The organism is Streptomyces sp. NPDC104581 (genome assembly GCF_055583685.1).
This window is the reverse complement of the sequence record NZ_JBVJNN010000014.1, coordinates 33,943-54,568: the sequence shown is the minus strand read 5'-3', so window position 1 is coordinate 54,568 and position 20,626 is coordinate 33,943. Positions and strand designations below refer to the sequence as shown.

Genomic DNA, 20,626 nt, shown 5'->3' with positions numbered 1-20,626 from the left:
GGGGCCGAGTCTACAGGGTTCTTATGGGTGCCCCGCACCAGCCCGGGGGTCGGGCGGAGGGGTGGTCAGCACTTCTTGCCGTTCTTGGGTGGGGTGCCTTCGAGGAGGTAGGTGTTGATCGCCGTGTCCACGCAGTCGCTGCCGCGCCCGTACGCCGTGTGGCCGTCGCCGTCGTAGGTGAGCAGGACGCCGGAGGAGAGCTGCTCGGCGAGGGCCTGGGCCCACTTGTACGGGGTCGCCGGGTCGCGGGTGGTGCCGACCACGAGGATCGGGGGCGCGCCCTTCGCCTCGATGCGGTGGGGGGTGCCGGTCGCCTCGGCCGGCCAGTAGGCGCAGTTCAGGCCGGCCCAGGCCAGGCCCGTGCCGAAGACCGGGGACGCCTCCTGGAAGGAGGGGAGTGCTCTGTCGACGTCGGCGGGTTCCTTGAAGGCGGCCGGGAGGTCCAGGCAGTTCACGGCCGCGTTGGCGTACATGAGGTTGCTGAAGGAGCCGTCGCCCTCGCGTTCGTAGTAGCTGTCGGCCAGGGCGAGGAGCCCGGAGCCGTCGCCGTCCATCGCGCTGGTGAGGGAATCCCGGAGACCGGGCCAGCCGGACTCGTCGTACATGGCGTTGATCACACCCGTGGTGGCCAGGGACTCGCCGAGCTCGCGCGGTTCGCCGGTCGGGACCGGCTCGGTGTCGAGGGTCTTGAAGAAGGACTTCATACGCTCGGCCGCGTCGGCGGCCGAGACCGTGCCGAGCGGGCAGTCCGGCCGCTTGACGCAGTCCGCCGCGAACGCCGCGAACGCCGTCTCGAAGCCCGCCGTCTGGTCGCGGTTCATCTCGTCGGCCGGCAGGGAGGGGTCCATCGCCCCGTCGAGGACGAGGCGGCCGACCCGCTTGGGGAAGAGTTCGGCGTACGTGGCGCCGAGGAAGGTGCCGTACGACGCCCCGACGTACGACAGCTTCCTGTCGCCGAGGGCCGCCCGCAGGATGTCCATGTCGCGGGCGGCGTCGATCGTGGAGACGTGCGGGAGGATCTCGGCGGAGCGCTTCGCGCAGCCCTGGGCGAGCTTCTTGTAGGAGGCCGCCAGGAGGTTCCGCTCGGCCGCGTCGTCGGGTGTCTGGTCGACCTGGGTGAAGGCGTCCATCTCCTTGCCGGTGAGGCATTCGACGGGGGCGCTGCGGGAGACTCCGCGCGGGTCGACCGCCACCATGTCGTACCGGGCGAGGACCGGCGCCGGGTAGCCGATGCCCGCGTACCCCTGGAGGTAGTCGACGGCCGAGCCGCCGGGCCCGCCCGGATTGACCTGGAGGGAGCCCAGGCGCTCGCCGGGACCGGTGGCCTTCTTGCGGGCGACGGCGAGTTTGATCTCGGTGCCGTCCGGCTTGTCGTAGTCGAGCGGCGCCCGCATCGTGGCGCACTGGAAGTCGGGCACGCCGCATCCGCGCCAGTCGAGCTTCTGCGCGTAGTACTTCTTCAGCGCGGCCGGCGCCCCGGACTCCGGCGACGCCCCGCCCGACGACGAATCGCCGGACGTGCAGCCCGAGACGAGCAGCCCGGCCGCGGCCAGCCCGGCGGCGGAGAGACGGAGGAGGCGCCTGAGGTCCATTCGAGGAGCCTAACCGTCACACGGCGGGTGTCTCCTTTCCGAGCCCGTACGGGTGAGGGCGCTCACCCGGCCCGCAGCGACACCGTCATCGCCTCGACCGCCAGCAACGGCGCCACGTTGCGGTCGAGCGCCTGGCGGCAGGCCACGATCGCCTCTATCCGGCGCAGGGTGGCCTCCGGCGCCGACCCTCTGGCGATCCGGTCGAGGGCGTCCCGTACGTCCTCATTGGCGATCCCCGTGCGCGAGCCGAACTGGATCGCCAGCACGTCCCGGTAGAAGCCCGTCAGATCGGTGAGCGCCAGATCGAGGCTGTCCCGCTGCGTACGGGTGGAGCGGCGCTTCTGCCGGTCCGCCAGCTCCTTCATCACGCCCGCCGTACCGCGCGGCATCCGGCCGCCGGGCGCGGCACCGAGGGCGGCCTTCATCTCCTCGGTCTCCTTGGCGTCGACCCCCTCGGCGACCTCCTTGGAGTCCTCCCCCGCCGCGTCGATCAGCTCCTGCGCAGCCCGCAGACAGCCGCCGATGTCCTCGACACGCAGCGGGACCTTGAGGACGGTGGCCCGGCGGGCCCGGGCCCGCTCGTCCGTGGCGAGACGGCGGGCGCGGCCGATGTGCCCCTGGGTGGCACGCGCCGCCGCGGCGGCGGCCTCCGGCTCGATGCCGTCGCGCCTGATCAGGACGTCCGCGACGGCGTCCACCGGTGGCGTACGGAGCGTGAGATGGCGGCAGCGGGAGCGGATCGTGGGCAGGACGTCCTCCAGGGAGGGCGCGCAGAGCAGCCAGACCGTGCGGGGCGCGGGCTCCTCGACGGCCTTCAGCAGGACGTTGCCCGCGCCCTCGGTGAGGCGGTCGGCGTCTTCGAGGACGATGACCTGCCACCGTCCGACCGCCGGGGAGAGCTGGGCGCGGCGGACCAGCTCCCTGGTGTCCTTGACGCCGATGGAGAGCAGGTCGGTGCGGACCACCTCGACGTCCGCGTGCGTACCGATCAGGCTCGTGTGGCAGCCGTCGCAGAAACCGCAGCCCGGTGTGCCGCCGAGCGCGCGGTCGGGGCTGGTGCACTGGAGGGCGGCGGCGAAGGCCCTGGCAGCGGTGGAACGGCCGGAGCCCGGCGGGCCGGTGAAGAGCCACGCGTGCGTCATCTTCGTCGCCTCGGGCGGCGCGGCGCCCGAGGACTCGGCGGTGACGTGGGCGTCCGCGTCACGGGCGGCCGCGGTGAGCGTGTCGGCGATGCGGTCCTGCCCGACGAGGTCGTCCCATACGGTCATGCGCCGTCACCGCCTCCGAGTTCGCGTGCTTCGGCATCCGGACCGGCTGCCGACTTCCGGGATCCATTGTGGGGGCAGGGTCTGACAATCCCGCCCCAGCCGGACGGAGGCCGACATTCCGGCCCCGGCCGTCAGCCGGGGCCGGACCCTCTCAGCGACCGTGCCCCCGACCGCCGCGCGCCCCGCCGTTGTCGTCCTCGTCGTCGTGCGGGCCGAGCAGTTCGTCCGCCAGCGTCGGCAGGTCGTCCAGCGGAGTCTCCTCCGCCCAGTCGGAACGCCGCCGGGCCGGCCGCTCCGGGTCGATCTGCGGCATCTCGCGCGTCCGGTCGTCCCCCGACGACGTGGCCGGTGCGGGCGCCGTTCCCCGCTCGCCCTCCCGGAAGTAGCCGGGCGGCACCCGGTCGGCCGGGTCCGCGTCCCGTACGGGCGGCAGTACGGCGGTCTCGTCCGCCGCCCGGTCGCCGGGCCGCGCCCCCGAGCCCTCGCGTACGTCGGGCATGTCGCGCACCGGAGGCAGTACGGCCGTCTCATCGACCGCTCGGTCCGACGCGCCACCCGGACCCGACCCACCACCAGTCCCCGACGCGGCACCCGGACCGGACCCGGACCTTGAACCCGAACCGGGCCCCGAACCGGACTCCGGCGTTCCCGCCCCGTCCGCCGGGTCCGGAACCTTCGGGATCACCCGCGTCTCGTCGTTGTCCGTGCCGCCCGGTTCGCCGCCCTTCGGCGCCGGCACCTCCTGCGTCGCGTCGTCCGGGGCGACCACCCGCTTCCCGCCCGCGGTACCCGCGCCACCCGTCGGCGGCTGCACGACCGGCGTCGGAACGGTCAACTCACTGTCCGACTCGGCACGTTCGGCCTTCGCGGCCTCCTCGGCGGCCTCCGTCAGCCGCCGCGCCTCCTCGGCACGCAGCAGGGACTCCTCGGCCCGGCGCTGCTTCTCGCGCCGCCGCTCCTCCGCCTCGGTCCTGAGCCGGCTCTGCTCCTCGGCGAGCCGCCGCAGCCGCTCCTGCTCCGCGCGCCGCGCGGCGTCCTCGGCCTCGCGCCGTACGCGCTCCTCCTCGGCGAGCCTGCGCGCCTCCTCGGCCCGCTCCCGCGCCTCCATCGCCTGCCGGTCGGCCTCGCGCTGCCGCGCCTCCTCCAGCTCGCGGCGCTTGCGCTCCTCCTCCTCGGCCCGGAGCTTGGCGAGCTGCGCCTGCCGCTCGCGCTCCTGGCGCTCCTCCTCGGCCTTCCGCGCCGCCTCTTCCTCGGCCCGGCGCCGCGCCTCCTCGATCGCGGCCTTCCGCGCCTCCTCCTGCGCCTTCACCTCGGCGGCGGACAGCGGCAGCATCTGGTCGAGCCGGTGCCGTACGACGGTGGTGACGGACTCGGCCTCCTGTGCCGCGTCCACGACCAGGTAGCGGCCCGGGTCGGAGGCGGCGAGCGTGAGGAAGCCGTCGCGCACCCGCTGGTGGAACTCGACGGGCTCGGACTCCAGCCGGTCGGGCGCCTCCGTGAAGCGCTCGCGCGCCACCTCGGGCGAGACGTCGAGCAGCACCGTCAGGTGCGGTACGAGACCGTCCGTGGCCCAGCGCGAGATACGGGCGATCTCGGTCGGCGCCAGATCACGCCCGGCGCCCTGGTAGGCAACGGAGGAGTCGATGTAGCGGTCCGAGATGACGATCGCGCCGCGCTCCAGGGCGGGGCGTACGACCGTGTCGACGTGCTCCGCGCGGTCGGCGGCGTACAGCAGCGCCTCCGCGCGGTTGGACAGACCGGCGCTCGACACGTCCAGGAGGATCGAGCGGAGCCGCTTGCCCACGGGCGTCGCGCCGGGCTCGCGGGTCACGACGACCTCGTGGCCCTTGGCGCGGATCCACTCGGCCAGCGCCTCGACCTGGGTCGACTTCCCGGAACCGTCGCCGCCCTCGACGGCGAGGAAGAAACCGTTCGCCGCCTGCGTCTGCACCGGGTCGGCGCCGCCGCGCAGCGCGTCACGCAGATCACGCCGCAGCGGTACGCCCGACCGGTCGTCGGTCTTGGCGAGCACGACGGCGGCCACCGGCAGCAGCAGCGCGCCGACCAGCATCAGTGTGAAGGCCGCGCCGCCGTGCGCGAAGACGAAGTCCCCGGAGGCGAGCCGGTGCGGTCCGATCGCGGCGGCCAGCAAGGGCGCCACGACGGCGCCGAGCGCCACGAAGACGCGTACGACGGCCTGGAGATGGTCGGTCTGCCGGCCGCGCCGGTACTCCTCGGTCTCCTGGTCGATCAGCCCGTGGCCGGTGTTCGCCGCGACACCCGCGGACACACCGGCGAGGAGCGCCACGAACAGCACGGTCGCCGTGTCCGGGACCAGGCCCATGGCCAGCAGCGCGACACCGGTGACGGCGATCGCCAGCGCGAGCAGGCGCCGCCGGGACAGTCCGGGCAGCACCTTCGCGGCGCCGCGGATGCCGATTCCCGTGCCGCCGGTCAGGGCGAGCACCAGCAGGGCGAAGGCGACCGGCCCGCCGCCCAGGTCCTTGGCGTGCAGTACGGAGACGGCGGCGGCGGACGCGATGGCCGCGGCGACGGACGCGCAGGCGGCGACGAGCAGCGGCACCGCGCCCGTACGGCCCTTGTCGGGGCCGGTGCCGGTCTTCGGCAGGCGCAGTCCTTCGAGCGGCGAGCGCGGGCGCGGGGTGGGGCCGCCGGGCAGCTCCAGCATGAAGAGGGTCGACACGGAGGCGGCGAACAGGCCGGCCGCGACGTACGAACCGAGGGCCGCCTGGTGCAGCGAGAACCACTCGATGCCCGTGCCCAGCAGGTTGCCGATCAGCGTGACGACCAGCAGAACGGCGGCGGCCAGCGGGATCGCGACGAAGCCGGTGCGCAGCGAGAGGCGGCGCAGCGCGTCGAGGTGGTCCGGCAGCGGGCGTACGGCGGCGCCTTCCGGCGGCGGGGCCGGGAGCAGCGCGGGCGCCGCGCTCTCCTTGGCGACGGTCCAGAAGCGCTCGGCGACGCCGGCGACGAAGACCGTACTGAGAAGGATGGGCAGTGCGTTGGCGGGAGTCCAGTCGAGCCACAGCGGCGCGACGATGAGCAGCGCGAGGCGTACGCCGTCGGCCCCGATCATCGTCCAGCGGCGGTCCAGCGGGCCGCCCTTGACGTCGGCGTTGGTGCCGGCCGTCGCGCCCGCCTTCGGCTCCGGACTCCGCCCGCCGGTGCTCCCGGTGCTCCCGGCCTTCTTCGGCCCCGTCCCGCTTCCGGGTGCGGTGAGGGCGGAGAGCGGTCCGAGGAGCACGGCTCCGAAGAGCACTGTGGCAAGGATCCGGGCACCGAAGACCGCGGCGACCGCGAAGGCCACTCCTCGGTATCCGGTCCCGAACGAGCCCTCGACGACCGCCGCCTGCAACGACAGCAGCAGAAGCACGAGCAGGGCGAGTGCATCGCCGACGCTGCCCACGAGCTGTGCGCCCCACAGCCGCCGAAGCGGGGGGAAGCGCAACAAGGCTCGTACGGCACGCTCTCGTGAGTCTGCGGCAAGTGCGTCGGAGTCGGAGGTGGGGCTCACGACCGTTGGCTGCTCGGCTCGCGTCATCCGCCCAGCCTATCCGGAGCCCGGACGTCCTCGGAGGCCCGCCCGAACATACGACCGCCGCGCGGGTCTCCGGGGAGTCCCTGCGCGGCGGTTCCACTGGTCCTACGCGTCCTTGTGGCGGTCCTACTCGTCCGTCTTCGTGGCCGACGACGCGCTCGACTTCTTGGCGGCGGTCTTCTTGGCGGCCGTCGTCGTCTTCTTGGCCGCGGTCTTCTTCGCGGCCGCCGTCTTCTTCGCGGGAGCCTTCTTGGCGGTGGCCTTCTTCGCCGGGGCCTTCTTCGCCGTCTTCTTCTTGGCGGGCCCCTTGGCACGCTTCTCGGCGAGCAGCTCGTAGCCGCGCTCGGGCGTGATCTCCTCGACGCTGTCGCCGGTCCGCAGGGTCGCGTTCGTCTCGCCGTCCGTGACGTACGCGCCGAAGCGGCCGTCCTTCACGACCACCGGGCTGCCGCTCACCGGGTCCGTCCCGAGCTCCTTCAAAGGAGGCTTCGCCGCCGCCCGGCCGCGCTGCTTGGGCTGGGCGTAGATCGCCAGCGCCTCGTCCACCGTGATGTCGAAGAGCTGCTCCTCGCTGGTCAGCGACCGCGAGTCGGTGCCCTTCTTCAGATACGGGCCGTACCGGCCGTTCTGGGCGGTGATCTCGACACCTTCGGCGTCGGTACCGACGACGCGGGGCAGCGACATCAGCTTCAGCGCGTCCTCCAGCGTCACCGTGTCCAGCGACATCGACTTGAACAGCGAGGCGGTCCGCGGCTTGACTGCGTTCTTCCCGGTCTTCGGGGTGCCGTCGGGCAGGACCTCGGTGACGTACGGGCCGTAACGGCCGTCCCTCGCCACGATCTGGTGCCCGCTCCGCGGGTCAACGCCGAGTTCGAAGTCGCCGCTGGGCTTGGCCAGCAGCTCCTCCGCGTACTGGACGGTCAGCTCGTCGGGCGCCATGTCCTCGGGCACGTCGGCGCGCTGGTGGCCCTCCGCGTCCTTCTCTCCGCGCTCGACGTAGGGGCCGTAGCGGCCGACGCGCAGCATGATGCCGTCGCCGATCGGGAAGGACGAGATCTCGCGTGCGTCGATGGCGCCGAGGTCCGTGACGAGCTCCTTGAGCCCGCCGAGGTGGTCGCCGTCGCCGTTGCCCGCGGCGGCAGCGGCGGTCGCCGCGTCCGTCACGCCCTCCGGGCCGTCACCGGCGCCGAAGTAGAACCGCTTGAGCCACGGCACGGACTGCGCCTCGCCCCGCGCGATGCGGTCGAGGTCGTCCTCCATCCGCGCGGTGAAGTCGTAGTCCACGAGCCGGCCGAAGTGCTTCTCCAGCAGGTTCACCACGGCGAAGGAGAGGAACGACGGGACGAGCGCGGTGCCCTTCTTGAAGACGTAGCCGCGGTCGAGGATCGTGCCGATGATCGACGCGTACGTCGAAGGGCGCCCGATCTCGCGCTCTTCCAGCTCCTTGACCAGCGACGCCTCGGTGTAGCGGGCCGGCGGCTTGGTGGCATGGCCGTCGACGGTGATCTCTTCGGCGTTGAGCGCGTCTCCCTCGGCGACCTGCGGCAGCCGGCGCTCGCGGTCGTCGAGCTCCGCGTTCGGGTCGTCGGCGCCTTCCACATAAGCCTTCATGAAGCCGTGGAAGGTGATCGTCTTGCCGGACGCGGAGAACTCGGCGTCCCGGCCGTCGCTCGACGTGCCCGCGATCTTGACCGTGACGCTGTTGCCGACCGCGTCCTTCATCTGGGAGGCAACGGTGCGCTTCCAGATCAGCTCGTAGAGCCGGAACTGGTCGCCGGTCAGACCGGTCTCGGCGGGCGTGCGGAAGCGGTCGCCCGAGGGACGGATCGCCTCGTGCGCCTCCTGCGCGTTCTTGACCTTGCCGGCGTACGTACGCGGCTTGTCGGGCAGATAGCCCGCCCCGTAGAGCTGGGTGACCTGCGCCCGCGCCGCCGAGACGGCGGTGGCGGACAGCGTCGTGGAGTCCGTACGCATGTAGGTGATGAAGCCGTTCTCGTACAGCTTCTGCGCGACCTGCATCGTCGACTTCGCCCCGAAGCCCAGCTTGCGCGAGGCCTCCTGCTGGAGCGTCGTCGTACGGAAGGGGGCGTACGGGGAGCGGCGGTAGGGCTTCGACTCGACCGAGCGGACGGCGAACGACGTGTCCCGGAGGGCGGCGGCCAGCGCGTGCGCGTCGGCCTCGTCCAGATGCAGCACCTGGTCGGTCTTGAGCTGTCCGTCGGGGCCGAAGTCGCGGCCCTGGGCGATTCGGCGGCCGTCGACGGCCGACAGCCGGGCGTTGAGCGAGGAGGGGTCGGAGGCGTCACCGGCGCGTCCGGTGCCGAAGGTGCCCGTCAGGTCCCAGTACTCGGCGGAGCGGAAGGCGATGCGCTCGCGCTCGCGCTCGACGACGAGCCGGGTGGCGACGGACTGGACACGGCCGGCGGACAGGCCGCGCATGACCTTCTTCCAGAGGACCGGCGAGACCTCGTAGCCGTACAGCCGGTCCAGGATGCGGCGGGTCTCCTGCGCGTCCACCATCCGCTTGTTGAGCTCGCGGGGATTGGCGACGGCGGCCCTGATCGCTTCCTTGGTGATCTCGTGGAAGACCATCCGGTGCACCGGCACCTTGGGCCTGAGGACCTCCTGGAGGTGCCAGGCGATGGCCTCGCCCTCGCGGTCCTCATCGGTGGCGAGGAAGAGTTCGTCGGACTCGGCCAGCAGCTCCTTGAGCTTTCTGACCTGGGCCTTCTTGTCGGCGTTGACGACGTAGATGGGCTGGAAGTCGTGTTCGACGTCCACACCGAGCCGGCGTACCTCGCCGGTGTACTTCTCGGGCACCTCGGCGGCGCCGCTCGGGAGGTCGCGGATGTGCCCGACGCTCGCCTCGACGACATATCCCGGGCCGAGATAGCCCTTGATCGTCTTCGCCTTGGCAGGCGACTCGACGATGACGAGTCGGCGGCCGGCGCGTCCGGTCTCGCTGGTCGGGGACAACTTCGCTCTTCTCTCCGGTCGGCACTCGATGGCCCGTACAGCCCTACCGCGGTACGGCAGTACGACACCGCAGGGCAGGACATGCCCCGCTATGACGCTGCTTCGCTGCGGAGTGTGACGGTACAACCCGCCCCCGTGTCAAACGGCGAAAGACCGCAGCGGCCACTCGAACGGTAACCCGAGTCAGGACGTTTCCGCCGCCCGGACCCGGTGGCCCGCCGCGTGGGACGGCGCCCGCGCGCCGTACGGACGGGGTCGGCCACGGGCCCGTGGGAGCGGCTTCGCCGCAGGTCCCGGGGGTGGGCGCGGGGCACACCCCGGGCGGGATCCCGGCGGGAGCGGACCGCGTCCGGGCGGTGTGGGAGCGGTCGGGCGCGCCGGGTGGGCGGGGCGCCGGCCGTGCCGGAGGGACCGGGGGTCAGATCCGGCCGAAGCACCAGACGCCGAGTGCCAGGAACGACACGCCCGCCAGGGCGGCCAGCGTGACGGATGTCGCGGCGCTCACACCCTGCACCACGGGGGCGCGGTGCAGGACGCGCGCTCCCGTCCACACCAGCAGTGCCGCCCCGAACAGCGCGAACGCCGCTCCCGCGAAGATCGCCGGCCCGCTCTCCATGCCTGTACCCCGTTCGATTCCCGATGCCGTGAGGCTCCGGAGGCAGAGGCTGGCACCCCGGTGCGTCATTGGCGCGAATTCCGCGTGAACGGCGCGGGGGGTTCACTCGCGCGGCGTCCACCGGGGCCGGCGGGCCGAGACCGGTCGGGCGGCCTGTGAGGCGGCGGAGACGGCGGCGCCACCCGGCGTGCGCCGGCCGACTCCCGCCCCGGCACCCGTCGGCTGCGCCCGTACGGTCTCCGTCGGCTGGGCGAGGCGAAATACGCCAGGGGCACACAGGGGCGGACCGGTCCCGTGATCAGTGTCAGGACGGCCGGTCCGCGGTCAGGCGATCCGGTCGCGGACCGCCCGGCGCCCGGGGCACCGGCCGCCGAGAGGCCGGGACCGGAGGCTGGGGCCGGGGCCGGTCAGGGACCGGCGACCGGTACGAGGAAGCCCTCCTCCACCAGCAGCCGGATCGCGCGGGGCGTCCGGTCGCGCAGCAGCACCGGGTCCTCCCCCATGAGCTGGGCGATCGCGTCCAGGATCCGTCCGGCGCTCAGCGAGCCGTCGCAGACCCCCGCGAAGCCCGCGGCGACCGTGTCCACCTTCGTCGCGCGCCGCATACCGCGGTTCTGACGGAGCAGTACGTGCTCGGGGTCCTCCGCGCCGGGCAGCCCGACCTGTTCCTGGACGACCTCGGGGGCGAGCGTGAAATGAGCGGTCAGCAGGGCGGCGTCGTCGTGCGCGCGCAGATAGTCCTGGCGCTCGAAGTGGGCCCGTACGGTCTCGCCGAGAGGCTGCTCGACGGGGTGCGGCCACTCCTCCACGAGCACCGAGGGCCGCTCGGAGCCCGACTTCCTGAGGGTGATCCAGCCGAAGCCGACGGCCTTGGTCTTCCGTGCCTCGAACTCGTCCAGCCACGCGTCGTACCGCGCTGCGTACGCCTCCGGGTCCGTCCGGTGGTCGCCGCTGTCGCGCAGCCACAGCTCCGCGTACCGCGTCACGTCCTGCACCTCGCGCTGCACGATCCAGGCGTCGCACCCGCGCGGCACCCAGGACCGCAGCCTGTCCTGCCACTCCTCGCCCTCCACGTGCTGCCAGTTGGCGAGGAAGTGCGCGTACCCCCCGTCGGCGAGGCGGTCGCCCGTCTCCTGGACGAGCGTGCGGCAGAGGTCGTCGCCGCCCATGCCGCCGTCGCGGTAGGTGAGCCGGGCGCCGGGAGAGATCACGAACGGCGGGTTCGACACGATCAGGTCGTACGTCTCGCCGTCGACCGGCTCGAAGAGGGACCCCTCGCGCAGGTCGGCGGCCGGCTCCCCGGACAGGGCGAGCGTCAGCCGGGCGCACTCCAGCGCGCGCGGGTTGAGGTCGGTGGCCGTGACCCTGGTGGCGTGGCGCGCCGCGTGCAGCGCCTGGATGCCGGATCCGGTGCCGATGTCGAGGGCCTTGGCGACCGGCGTACGGACCGTGAGTCCGGCGAGTGTCGTGGACGCCCCGCCGACGCCCAGCACCACGCCCTCGCCGTGGCCGCTCGCCCCGGAGGCGCCGCCGACGGCGCAGCCGAGGTCGGAGACGATGAACCAGTCCTCTCCGTCCGGGCCGCCGTACGGCCTCACGTCCACGGCGGCGCTGACGTACGCCCCCTCCGGACTCTCCGGGCCGTGCTCCAGGACCCACCCGTCGGCCAGGCACTCCTCCAGGGGGAGTACGGCACGGGCCCGCTCGGCGGGGACCGGCCGCTGGAGCAGGAAGAGTCTGACGAGCGTTTCGAGCCGGGTGTCGCCGCGGGTGGCCCGCAGGGCGGGCACGGTCTCGCTGCGGGCCAGCGCGGCGTAGGCGGGCGCGCCGAGCAGGTCCAGCAGGCCGTCGACGGTGAAGTCGGCGGCGAGGAGTGCGTCGCGGAGCCGGGGCGAGTGGTCGGGCGCGGGAAGGCTGGTCGTACTCACCCGTCCATTGTGGCGGCTGCCACCGACAAACGCCCGCGGCCCGGCGCCCCGGGCGGGGTGCCGGGCCGCGGGACGCGCGTCCGAGAGCGCTGCTGCGACACGTACGAGGGGCCGGCGCACGACGGGGCTCGTGTACGACGGGCCCGCGCACGACAACCTGTGCACGGCGGCCCGTTCTTCTGACGAATCGGCAGAGGAGGAGGCCGCGCCGGGTCGGCGGGGCCGCGCCGGGAAGCCCACCTCGGGCGCCCGCTCCAGGGGACCCTTCTCAGGAGGACGCGTCGGCGGACGGCTCCGCCGCGGAGCCGCCCGATCCGGACTCGGCGGGCGCCGACGTCTTCGGCCGCTGGCAGCCGGACTGCTTCGCCATCGCCGCGCCCACGTCACCGGACTGGAGCTTCTGAAGCGCCTCGTCACCGCTCGCGCTGAGCTTGTCGAGGTCGTCGGCGACGCCCTTGAGGCCGTCGGCGAACTTCGCCTGGTCCTTGGTGTCGAGGTCGTCCACGTCGCTCTTGAGCCCGGCGTACGCCTTGGAGGTGGCGTTCAGCTCGGCGACGGCCTCCTTCTGGGTCTTCTCGCCGTCGTCGACGGGCGGGGCGCCCGCTCCCTGCACCGCGGCGCCCAGCGCCTTGTAGGCGTCCGAGATGGACTGGAAGGCCGCCGCGTCGGTCTTCTGGACGTCGGCGGGCTTGCTGCTGTCCGAGGTGGCCTGCTGGATCGAGGTGTTGGCGTTCGCGATCTTCGTCAGCTGCGGCTGGACCTGGTCGCAGACCTTCTTGGCCCAGTCGTTCACCTTGCTGTCGCTGTCGTCGCTGCACCCCGACAGCGCCATGAGCAGTACCGAGCCGCCGGACAGTGCGGCGGCGAGCTTCTTGTTCACCGGATTGGGTCCCTTCCAAGGCTCTCGGCCCCGGAACATACACGCCGAGTGGGTGACTACCGCATGCCGACTGTCCGACCTATTGGTTTATGCAACCATTTACCCCCAGGGAGAGAACCCTCACTCCAGCGGCGCCCGCAGTACGCGGGACGGGCGGGCGACGCGTCAACACGCGCCACCCGCCCGTCACTTGCCGTACCACCGCAAGGGGGCGGACACGTTCCGCCACCGAGCGGCTACCGAAGGGCTACGAAGCCACCGCCGGATCCGGCGACTTGGTCGTGCCGTCGCCGGAGCCGCCTCCGTCGTCGCCCCCTTCGCCGCCGTCGTCGACGGTCACCGAACGCCGCTTGGAGACGTACACCGCGCCGACGATCACCGCGATCGCCAGCACGGCCACCAGCGCGCGCACCCAGGGGTTGGCGTCGCCGCCGTAGCTGAACTGCACCACCGCCGGAGCGATGAGCAGCGCCACCAGGTTCATGACCTTCAGCAGCGGGTTGATCGCCGGTCCGGCCGTGTCCTTGAACGGGTCGCCGACGGTGTCGCCGATGACGGTCGCGGCGTGGGCGTCACTGCCCTTGCCGCCGTGGTGGCCGTCCTCGACGAGCTTCTTGGCGTTGTCCCACGCCCCGCCGGAGTTGGCGAGGAAGACGGCCATCAGCGTGCCGGTGCCGATCGCGCCGGCCAGGAAGGAGCCCAGCGCGCCGACGCCGAGGGAGAAACCGACCGCGATCGGGGTGAGGACGGCGAGCAGTCCCGGAGTGGCCAGTTCGCGCAGCGCGTCCTTCGTACAGATGTCGACGACGCGTCCGTACTCGGGCTTCTCCGTGTAGTCCATGATCCCGGGGCGCTCCCGGAACTGCCGCCGCACCTCGTAGACCACCGAACCCGCCGACCGCGACACGGCGTTGATCGCGAGCCCCGAGAAGAGGAAGACGACCGCGGCGCCGAGGATCAGCCCGACCAGGTTGTTGGGCTGGGAGATGTCGAGGCTCAGGCCCATCTCGCCGGCCTTCGCCCCCACGTCCGAGACGGCCGTGGCGATGGCGTCCCGGTAGGAGCCGAAGAGTGCCGCCGCCGCCAGTACGGCGGTCGCGATGGCGATGCCCTTGGTGATGGCCTTCGTGGTGTTGCCCACGGCGTCGAGGTCGGTGAGGACCTGGGCGCCCGCGCCCTCGACGTCCCCGGACATCTCGGCGATGCCCTGGGCGTTGTCGGAGACGGGACCGAAGGTGTCCATGGCGACGATGACGCCGACGGTGGTGAGCAGTCCGGTGCCGGCCAGCGCCACCGCGAAGAGCGCGAGCATTATCGAGGTGCCGCCGAGCAGGAACGCCCCGTAGACGCCGAGACCGATCAGCAGCGCCGTGTAGACGGCGGACTCCAGACCGATCGCCATACCGGCCAGGACGACGGTGGCGGGCCCGGTGAGCGCCGATTTGCCGATGTCGCGGACCGGGCGCCGGTTGGTCTCGGTGAAGTAGCCCGTGAGCTGCTGGATGAGCGCGGCGAGCACGATACCGATGGCTACCGCGACCAGCGCGAACGTCCTCGGGTCACCGGAGTGCGAGGTGATCTCCTCGGCGGTCACGCCGTCCAACTCCGCGTACGTGGACGGCAGGTACGTGTACGCCGCCACGGCCACCAGGATCAGCGAGATCACCGCGGAGATGAAGAAGCCGCGGTTGATCGCGGTCATCCCGCTGCGGTCGGAGGCCCTCGGTGCGACGGCGAAGATGCCGATCATCGCGGTGATGACACCGATCGCGGGGACGATCAGCGGGAAGCCGAGCCCGAAGTTGCCGAACGCGGCCGTGCCGAGGATGAGCGCGGCGACGAGTGTCACGGCGTACGACTCGAAGAGGTCGGCCGCCATGCCTGCGCAGTCGCCGACGTTGTCCCCCACGTTGTCGGCGATGGTCGCCGCGTTGCGCGGGTCGTCCTCGGGGATGCCCTGCTCGACCTTGCCGACGAGGTCGGCGCCGACGTCCGCGGCCTTGGTGAAGATGCCGCCGCCGACACGCATGAACATGGCGATCAGCGCGGCACCGAGGCCGAAGCCCTCCAGGACCTTGGGGGCGTCCTCGGCGTAGACGAGGACCACGCAGGAGGCGCCCAGCAGGCCGAGGCCCACCGTGAACATGCCGACCACGCCACCGGTGCGGAAAGCGATCTTCATTGCCTTGTGCGCGACGGCTGTCAGATCCTTTTCCGGTTCGCCCTCCGCCGGGGTCGCCTCTCGCGCGGCGGCTGCGACACGCACATTGCTGCGTACCGCGAGACGCATGCCGAAGTATCCGGTGGCCGCCGAGAAAAGCGCACCCACCAGGAAGAACAGTGAACGTCCCGCTCGTTCCGACCAGCCGTCGGCCGGAAGCAACAACAACAGGAAGAACACCACGACAGCGAAAATACCGAGGGTGCGCAACTGCCGTGCCAGATAGGCATTCGCGCCTTCCTGTACAGCCGCCGCGATCTCCTTCATGGAGCCGGTGCCCTCGTCGGCCGCCAGTACCTGACGGACCAGTCGCTGGGCGACGATCAGCGCCGCCAGCGCGATGACCGCGACAATGATCACGATCAGTCTGTTGTCGTCCGTGAGTATCGCGGCAGCGAGAGAAGTGGGGTGCTCGGACAGTTGTGGATCGATGTGGCCCGCCATTCGTCCTCCTTGACGCTCAGCGCTCAAGATGGACGGATTGTAGGGAGCGGAAGCTGATCAAAACAGAGTGCGCCGCGTGTAATGGACCTTGACTTGCGGAGCCGCAAATGATCGGAGCCCGAAAAGCGTTCCGAAATGCGTAATGGGATGAACGCATTGACTGGTGATCCATTATCCCGGGGAAATAGAAAAGGCCCTGCTCAGCAGGGCCTCATAGAAATTGGATCACACTCTCCCGGCCGAACCGGGGACGGACCGTCCCGGACGGGCCGACCGTACGCCGCAGGCCGTACACATACGCGTATTCAGGGGAGCGCGACCGCCGAGGCGGTCGGCCAGCTCATCCGGATGACGCCGCCGACGCCGTCCGACGTCACTTCGACGTCGTCGACGAGCCCGCTGATGACCGCGAGACCCATCTCGTCCTCGCCGTCGCCCGTGTCCTTCTCGTAGAGATCGCCCGAGAGGACGGACCTGCGGGAGACCGGCACGTTCTCGGCGGCCGCCGTGGTGCCCGGGGCGGGCACCTCGTCGCCGACCTCGATGGAGAAGGTCTTCTCCTCCTCCGTCAGCACGACCCGTACGGGCGCGGTGATGCCGTGGCTGCGGTGCAGACCGACCGCGCGACTGCACGCCTCGCCGACGGCGAGCCTGACCTCGTCCAACACCGCCTCGTCGACACCGGCCCTGCGCGCCACGGCAGCCGCCACCAGACGGGCCGTCCTGACGTGCTCGGGCTGGGCGCTGAAGCGGAGTTCAACGGTGGCCATGCGATCCCCCTCAGACGTTCGAGCGTGCGAAAACTGGGGCGCGGGCGCCCCGGGCACGGTGCCCGGCGCTCCCCGCCCTTCCTTCCGAAAGCCTCCGGCCGGACTCAGTCGGTGGCGGCGACGGCCTCTTCGACCGTGGTGTGAATGGGGAACACCTTGGTCAGGCCAGTGATCCGGAAGATCTTGAGAATGCGCTCCTGGTTGCAGACGAGCCGCAGCGAGCCCTCGTGGGCACGCACACGCTTGAGTCCGCCCACGAGCACGCCCAGGCCGGTCGAGTCCAGGAAGTCCACGCCCTCCATGTCGACGACCAGGTGGTAGCTGCCGTCGTTCACCAACTCGACCAACTGCTCGCGCAGCTTGGGCGCGGTATACACATCAATCTCGCCACCGACCTCGACGACCGTACGGTCGCCACCTGGGCCGGACACATTGCGAGTCGACAGGGACAGGTCCACGGATCCTCCAGCACCTTGCAATCGAGCGGTCGCCCCTCGGGTCTCTCCCGACGGAGCCAGGGGGCGTATCGCCAGCCGCGATGGCATTCAATCACTTACCGGCAGCCATGCACGACGCCTTAGGACCATTGTCCGCCACGCCAGTGACAGACTCGGTGCCGATGGCCACGAATCACGGTCCTGGCAGGCCGCCCGAGAGCGGGGAACCCCGCCCCTCCCCCGGTACGGTCCTGGACCGGCTCACCGCGGGAGCGGGCCGGGCCGCGCGCATCACCCATACGGAGCACTTGCCCCCACGTGCGGGTCGTCATGCGGTCTGGCCCGATCGCATCAGGCCAGAAGTGATCAACGCCATTCAACTGGCCGGGGTCGACCACCCGTGGGCCCACCAGGCCGCCGCCGCCGAGCACGCCCTGGACGGCGAATCCGTCGTGATCGCCACCGGCACCGCGTCCGGCAAGTCCCTCGCCTACCTCGCGCCGGTGCTCAGCACGCTCCTGGAGGGGTCCGAGGCACCCAACGGTCGCGGCACGACGGCCCTGTACCTTTCCCCGACGAAGGCGCTCGCCGCCGACCAGCGCCGCGCCGTGAAGGCGCTCGCCGCACCGCTCGGCAACGGTGTGCGCCCGGCCGTGTACGACGGCGACACCCCCGTCGAGGAACGCGAATGGGTACGCCAGTACGCCAACTACGTCCTCACCAACCCCGACATGCTGCACCGCGGGATACTCCCCGCCCACCCCCGCTGGTCCTCCTTCCTGCGCTCCCTGCGCTACGTCGTCATCGACGAGTGCCACACCTACCGCGGTGTCTTCGGCTCCCACGTCGCCCAGGTCCTGCGCCGGCTGCGGCGTGTCTGCGCGCGGTACGGCTCCGACCCCGTCTTCCTCCTCGCCTCGGCCACCGCCGCCGAGCCCGCGTCGGCCGCCGGGCGGCTCACCGGTCTGCCCGTCCACGAGGTCGCCGACGACGCCTCACCGCGCGGCGAGGTCGTCTTCGCCCTCTGGGAGCCCCCTCTCACCGAACTCCACGGCGAGAAGGGCGCGCCCGTCCGACGCACCGCCACGGCGGAGACGGCCGACATCCTCACCGACCTGACCCTCCAGGACGTCCGCTCGGTCGCCTTCGTACGGTCCCGGCGCGGCGCCGAACTGATCTCGGTCATCGCCCAGGAACGCCTCGCCGAGATCGACCGCTCCCTCGTCGGGCGCGTCGCCGCCTACCGGGGCGGCTACCTCCCCGAGGAACGCCGCGCCCTGGAGCGCGCCCTGCACTCCGGCGAACTCCTCGGCCTCGCGGCCACCACCGCCCTGGAGCTGGGCATCGACGTCTCCGGCCTCGATGCCGTCGTCATCGCCGGCTATCCGGGCACCCGCGCCTCCCTGTGGCAGCAGGCGGGCCGCGCCGGACGGGCCGGCCAGGGCGCGCTGGCCATCCTGGTCGCCAGGGACGACCCGCTGGACACGTTCCTCGTCCACCACCCCGAGGCGCTGTTCCGGCAGCCCGTCGAGTCCACCGTCCTCGACCCGGACAACCCGTACGTCCTCGCCCCCCATCTCTGCGCGGCCGCCGCCGAACTGCCGCTCACCGAGGCCGATCTGGCGCTCTTCGGACCTGCGGTGCCCGAACTGCTGCCGCAACTCGTCACCGCGGGCCTGCTGCGGCGGCGCACCACCGGCTGGTACTGGACCCGCCGTGAGCGGGCCGCCGATCTCGCCGACATCCGGGGCGAGGGAGGCCGGCCCGTCCAGATCGTGGAGGCGGGCACCGGCAGGCTGCTCGGCACCGTCGACGAGGCGGCCTCCCACACCGCCGTGCACGACGGTGCCGTCCATCTGCACCAGGGCCGCACCTATCTGGTGCGGCGACTGGACCTGGCGGACTCGGTCGCGCTCGTCGAGGAGGCCGCCCCGCCGTACTCCACCACCGCGCGCGACACCACCGCCATCTCCGTCCTCGAAACCGACACGGAGATCCCGTGGGGCGGTGGGCGCCTCTGCTACGGCTCCGTCGAGGTCACCAACCAGGTCGTCTCCTTCCTCCGCCGCCGGCTCATCACCGGCGAGGTCCTGGGCGAGAGCAAACTCGATCTGCCGCCCCGCACACTGCGCACCCGCGCCGTCTGGTGGACGGTCACCGAGGACCAGCTCGACGCCGCCCGGGTCAATCCCGAGCAGTTGGGCGGCGCCCTGCACGCCGCCGAGCACGCGTCCATCGGGATGCTCCCGCTGTTCGCGACCTGCGACCGGTGGGACATCGGCGGCGTCTCCGTACCGCTCCACCCGGACACGCTGCTGCCGACGGTCTTCGTGTACGACGGCCACCCCGGCGGCGCGGGGTTCGCCGAACGCGCCTTCCACACCGCGCGCGAATGGCTCACCGCGACGCGCGAGGCGATCGCCTCGTGCGAGTGCGAGGCGGGCTGCCCGTCGTGCGTCCAGTCCCCGAAGTGCGGCAACGGCAACGAGCCCCTGCACAAGCGCGCGGCCGTCCGGCTCCTGGGCGAACTCCTGAGGTCGGCTCCCCCTCCGGCGGAGGCACCGGACCTGCCGGGACCGCGGACGGCCGAGTCCGGAGCCGACGTCACGGGCTGAGCGCGCCGCCCGGCGGCGGTCCGGGCCCCGCGGGCGCCGGTACGGGCGCCCATCGCGTCCCCGGCACCTGGACCGGTGGGGGCGGCGCGGCAGAGGGGGCCGGGAGCATCTTCCCGGACCCCGGTGGGGGCGGGGGCGCCGCGTCCGGTGGGCCCGCGCGGGACCTGACCGTCGGGGTGTACGGGCCGAAGCCGGCCCGCGCGGTCACGTCCGCGATCTCACCGGCCACCGCGCACCGCACCACCTCCGCCCCCTGTGCCCCGGCCACCTCGGCCGCCCGCGCGCACGCGGCCTCCGCCCCGCGCAGCGCCCGACCGGCCGCCGCCAGCGCCGCCATATCCGCCGCCGAGCCCGCACGGTGCCTGGCCACCACCGCCTGGCCCATGGCGAGCACCACCGCGAACACGGCGATCAGCGCGGCCGTCGCCATGGCCACCCATAGGGTCGCCGACCCCCGGTCCCGGCTCATGGCGCCCCCTTCGCGGGCGCGGACGGCCGACCGCTCGGGGCGGCCCCCTCCCTCGGAGAGGTCCCGCCCGCCGCCGTGTCCTCAGCCGGTGCCACCGCTTCGGCGGTGAGCGTCAGGGCGATGCCCCGGGGCCCCGGAGTCGGGGCCTCCACGCGCACCCGCCACAGGTCGGCCGAGCGGGCCAGCGTGATCTCGGCGCCGGCGGGAGCCGCCGAGCGGGCGGCGTCCACCGCCGCGTCCCGGGGCTCCGAGCGGGCCGCGGCCCGCGCACCCGCCCTCGCGGCGTCCACGCACTGGATCTGGGCGGAGGCCGCCATCAGCGCCCACAGCAGCGCCGCGACGAACACCACCAGCGCCGGCACCGCCACGGCCGCCTCCGCCGTCACCGACCCCCGGTCGCCGTGCTCCGCGGACGGTCGCGAGGCCCCGACACCGTCGACCGCCGCTCGGGACTCAGAACTTCGCATCGAGCGCGTTCCCGATGACCGACTCCAGAGCGCCCGTGACGGACGCACTCGTGACCACCTTGTAGAGCACGGCGGCGAGTCCGCACGCGGCGAGCGTCACCATCGCGTACTCGGCGCTCACATTTCCGGAGTCCGCCGACAGACCGGCCCGGGTCCGCAGAGCGCCTCCCGTCCGCAGACCGCCTCCCGTCCGCGGGCCGCTGCCGACCCGGGCCCCGCTCCGGAGCGGTCGGCTCATCCTGCTCACCTCCTCCACCACACGCCACGCCTGTCGCCTCGACAGTCCCGTCCGCTTCTTCATGTCAACCTCCCGTTGAACCAGCACAGTTGGACCGGCACCCATGGACCGGCACAGGTGAAAGAGCGCCAATGAGAGCGCCGTCG

General features: G+C 72.4%; 14 protein-coding genes. 1 reads left to right on the top strand and 13 read right to left on the bottom strand.

From position 1 onward, the window contains the following. Window positions 1-65: 65 nt before the first annotated feature. The 10 genes from ACZ61E_RS14135 to bldG form a co-directional block, all read right to left on the bottom strand. Window positions 66-1,592 (bottom strand): alpha/beta hydrolase, encoded by a 1,527-nt coding sequence (locus ACZ61E_RS14135; RefSeq protein WP_469699913.1) that lies wholly within the window; start codon window positions 1,590-1,592, stop codon window positions 66-68. Window positions 1,593-1,654: 62 nt separating this feature from the next. Then, complete coding sequence (locus tag ACZ61E_RS14130; protein WP_469699912.1) at window positions 1,655-2,860, bottom strand: DNA polymerase III subunit delta'; 1,206 nt, start codon at window positions 2,858-2,860, stop codon at window positions 1,655-1,657. Window positions 2,861-3,011: 151 nt separating this feature from the next. Next, on the bottom strand, window positions 3,012-6,422 hold the full coding sequence (gene tmk / locus ACZ61E_RS14125) for a dTMP kinase (protein ID WP_469699911.1): 3,411 nt from the start codon (window positions 6,420-6,422) through the stop codon (window positions 3,012-3,014). Window positions 6,423-6,545: 123 nt separating this feature from the next. Next, a complete protein-coding gene (gene topA / locus ACZ61E_RS14120) occupies window positions 6,546-9,395 on the bottom strand; it encodes a type I DNA topoisomerase (RefSeq protein ID WP_469699910.1) in 2,850 nt (949 codons plus the stop codon). Window positions 9,396-9,813: 418 nt separating this feature from the next. Beyond that, a complete protein-coding gene (locus ACZ61E_RS14115) occupies window positions 9,814-10,011 on the bottom strand; it encodes a hypothetical protein (protein WP_469699909.1) in 198 nt (65 codons plus the stop codon). A 407-nt stretch (window positions 10,012-10,418) separates the two neighbouring features. After that, entirely contained in the window at window positions 10,419-11,939 is a 1,521-nt protein-coding gene (locus ACZ61E_RS14110; protein WP_469699908.1) for a DUF7059 domain-containing protein, read from the bottom strand. A gap of 268 nt (window positions 11,940-12,207) precedes the next feature. Next, a complete protein-coding gene (locus ACZ61E_RS14105; RefSeq protein WP_469699907.1) occupies window positions 12,208-12,819 on the bottom strand; it encodes a small secreted protein in 612 nt (203 codons plus the stop codon). A gap of 247 nt (window positions 12,820-13,066) precedes the next feature. Beyond that, on the bottom strand, window positions 13,067-15,484 hold the full coding sequence (locus ACZ61E_RS14100) for a sodium-translocating pyrophosphatase (RefSeq protein WP_469699906.1): 2,418 nt from the start codon (window positions 15,482-15,484) through the stop codon (window positions 13,067-13,069). A gap of 305 nt (window positions 15,485-15,789) precedes the next feature. After that, complete coding sequence (locus ACZ61E_RS14095) at window positions 15,790-16,254, bottom strand: ATP-binding protein (protein ID WP_469699905.1); 465 nt, start codon at window positions 16,252-16,254, stop codon at window positions 15,790-15,792. 104 nt (window positions 16,255-16,358) lie between these two features. Continuing rightward, a complete protein-coding gene (bldG, locus tag ACZ61E_RS14090; RefSeq protein WP_078075833.1) occupies window positions 16,359-16,712 on the bottom strand; it encodes an anti-sigma factor antagonist BldG in 354 nt (117 codons plus the stop codon). A gap of 80 nt (window positions 16,713-16,792) precedes the next feature. On the opposite strand from bldG, the gene ACZ61E_RS14085 reads away from it, so the two are divergent. Next, entirely contained in the window at window positions 16,793-19,306 is a 2,514-nt protein-coding gene (locus ACZ61E_RS14085; protein ID WP_469699904.1) for a DEAD/DEAH box helicase, read from the top strand. Here ACZ61E_RS14085 and ACZ61E_RS14080 read toward each other — a convergent pair. The 3 genes from ACZ61E_RS14080 to ACZ61E_RS14070 are packed head-to-tail and all read right to left on the bottom strand — an operon-like array spanning window position 19,296 to window position 20,543. After that, complete coding sequence (locus tag ACZ61E_RS14080) at window positions 19,296-19,775, bottom strand: Rv3654c family TadE-like protein (protein ID WP_469699903.1); 480 nt, start codon at window positions 19,773-19,775, stop codon at window positions 19,296-19,298. The genes ACZ61E_RS14085 and ACZ61E_RS14080 overlap by 11 nt on opposite strands. Next, a complete protein-coding gene (locus ACZ61E_RS14075) occupies window positions 19,772-20,242 on the bottom strand; it encodes a TadE family type IV pilus minor pilin (RefSeq protein WP_469699902.1) in 471 nt (156 codons plus the stop codon). Before ACZ61E_RS14075 ends, ACZ61E_RS14080 begins: the two co-directional genes overlap by 4 nt. Beyond that, the gene (locus tag ACZ61E_RS14070) at window positions 20,229-20,543 is read right to left on the bottom strand and encodes a DUF4244 domain-containing protein (protein ID WP_469699901.1); all 315 of its coding nucleotides are present in this window, start codon (window positions 20,541-20,543) and stop codon (window positions 20,229-20,231) included. Before ACZ61E_RS14070 ends, ACZ61E_RS14075 begins: the two co-directional genes overlap by 14 nt. Window positions 20,544-20,626: the final 83 nt, after the last annotated feature.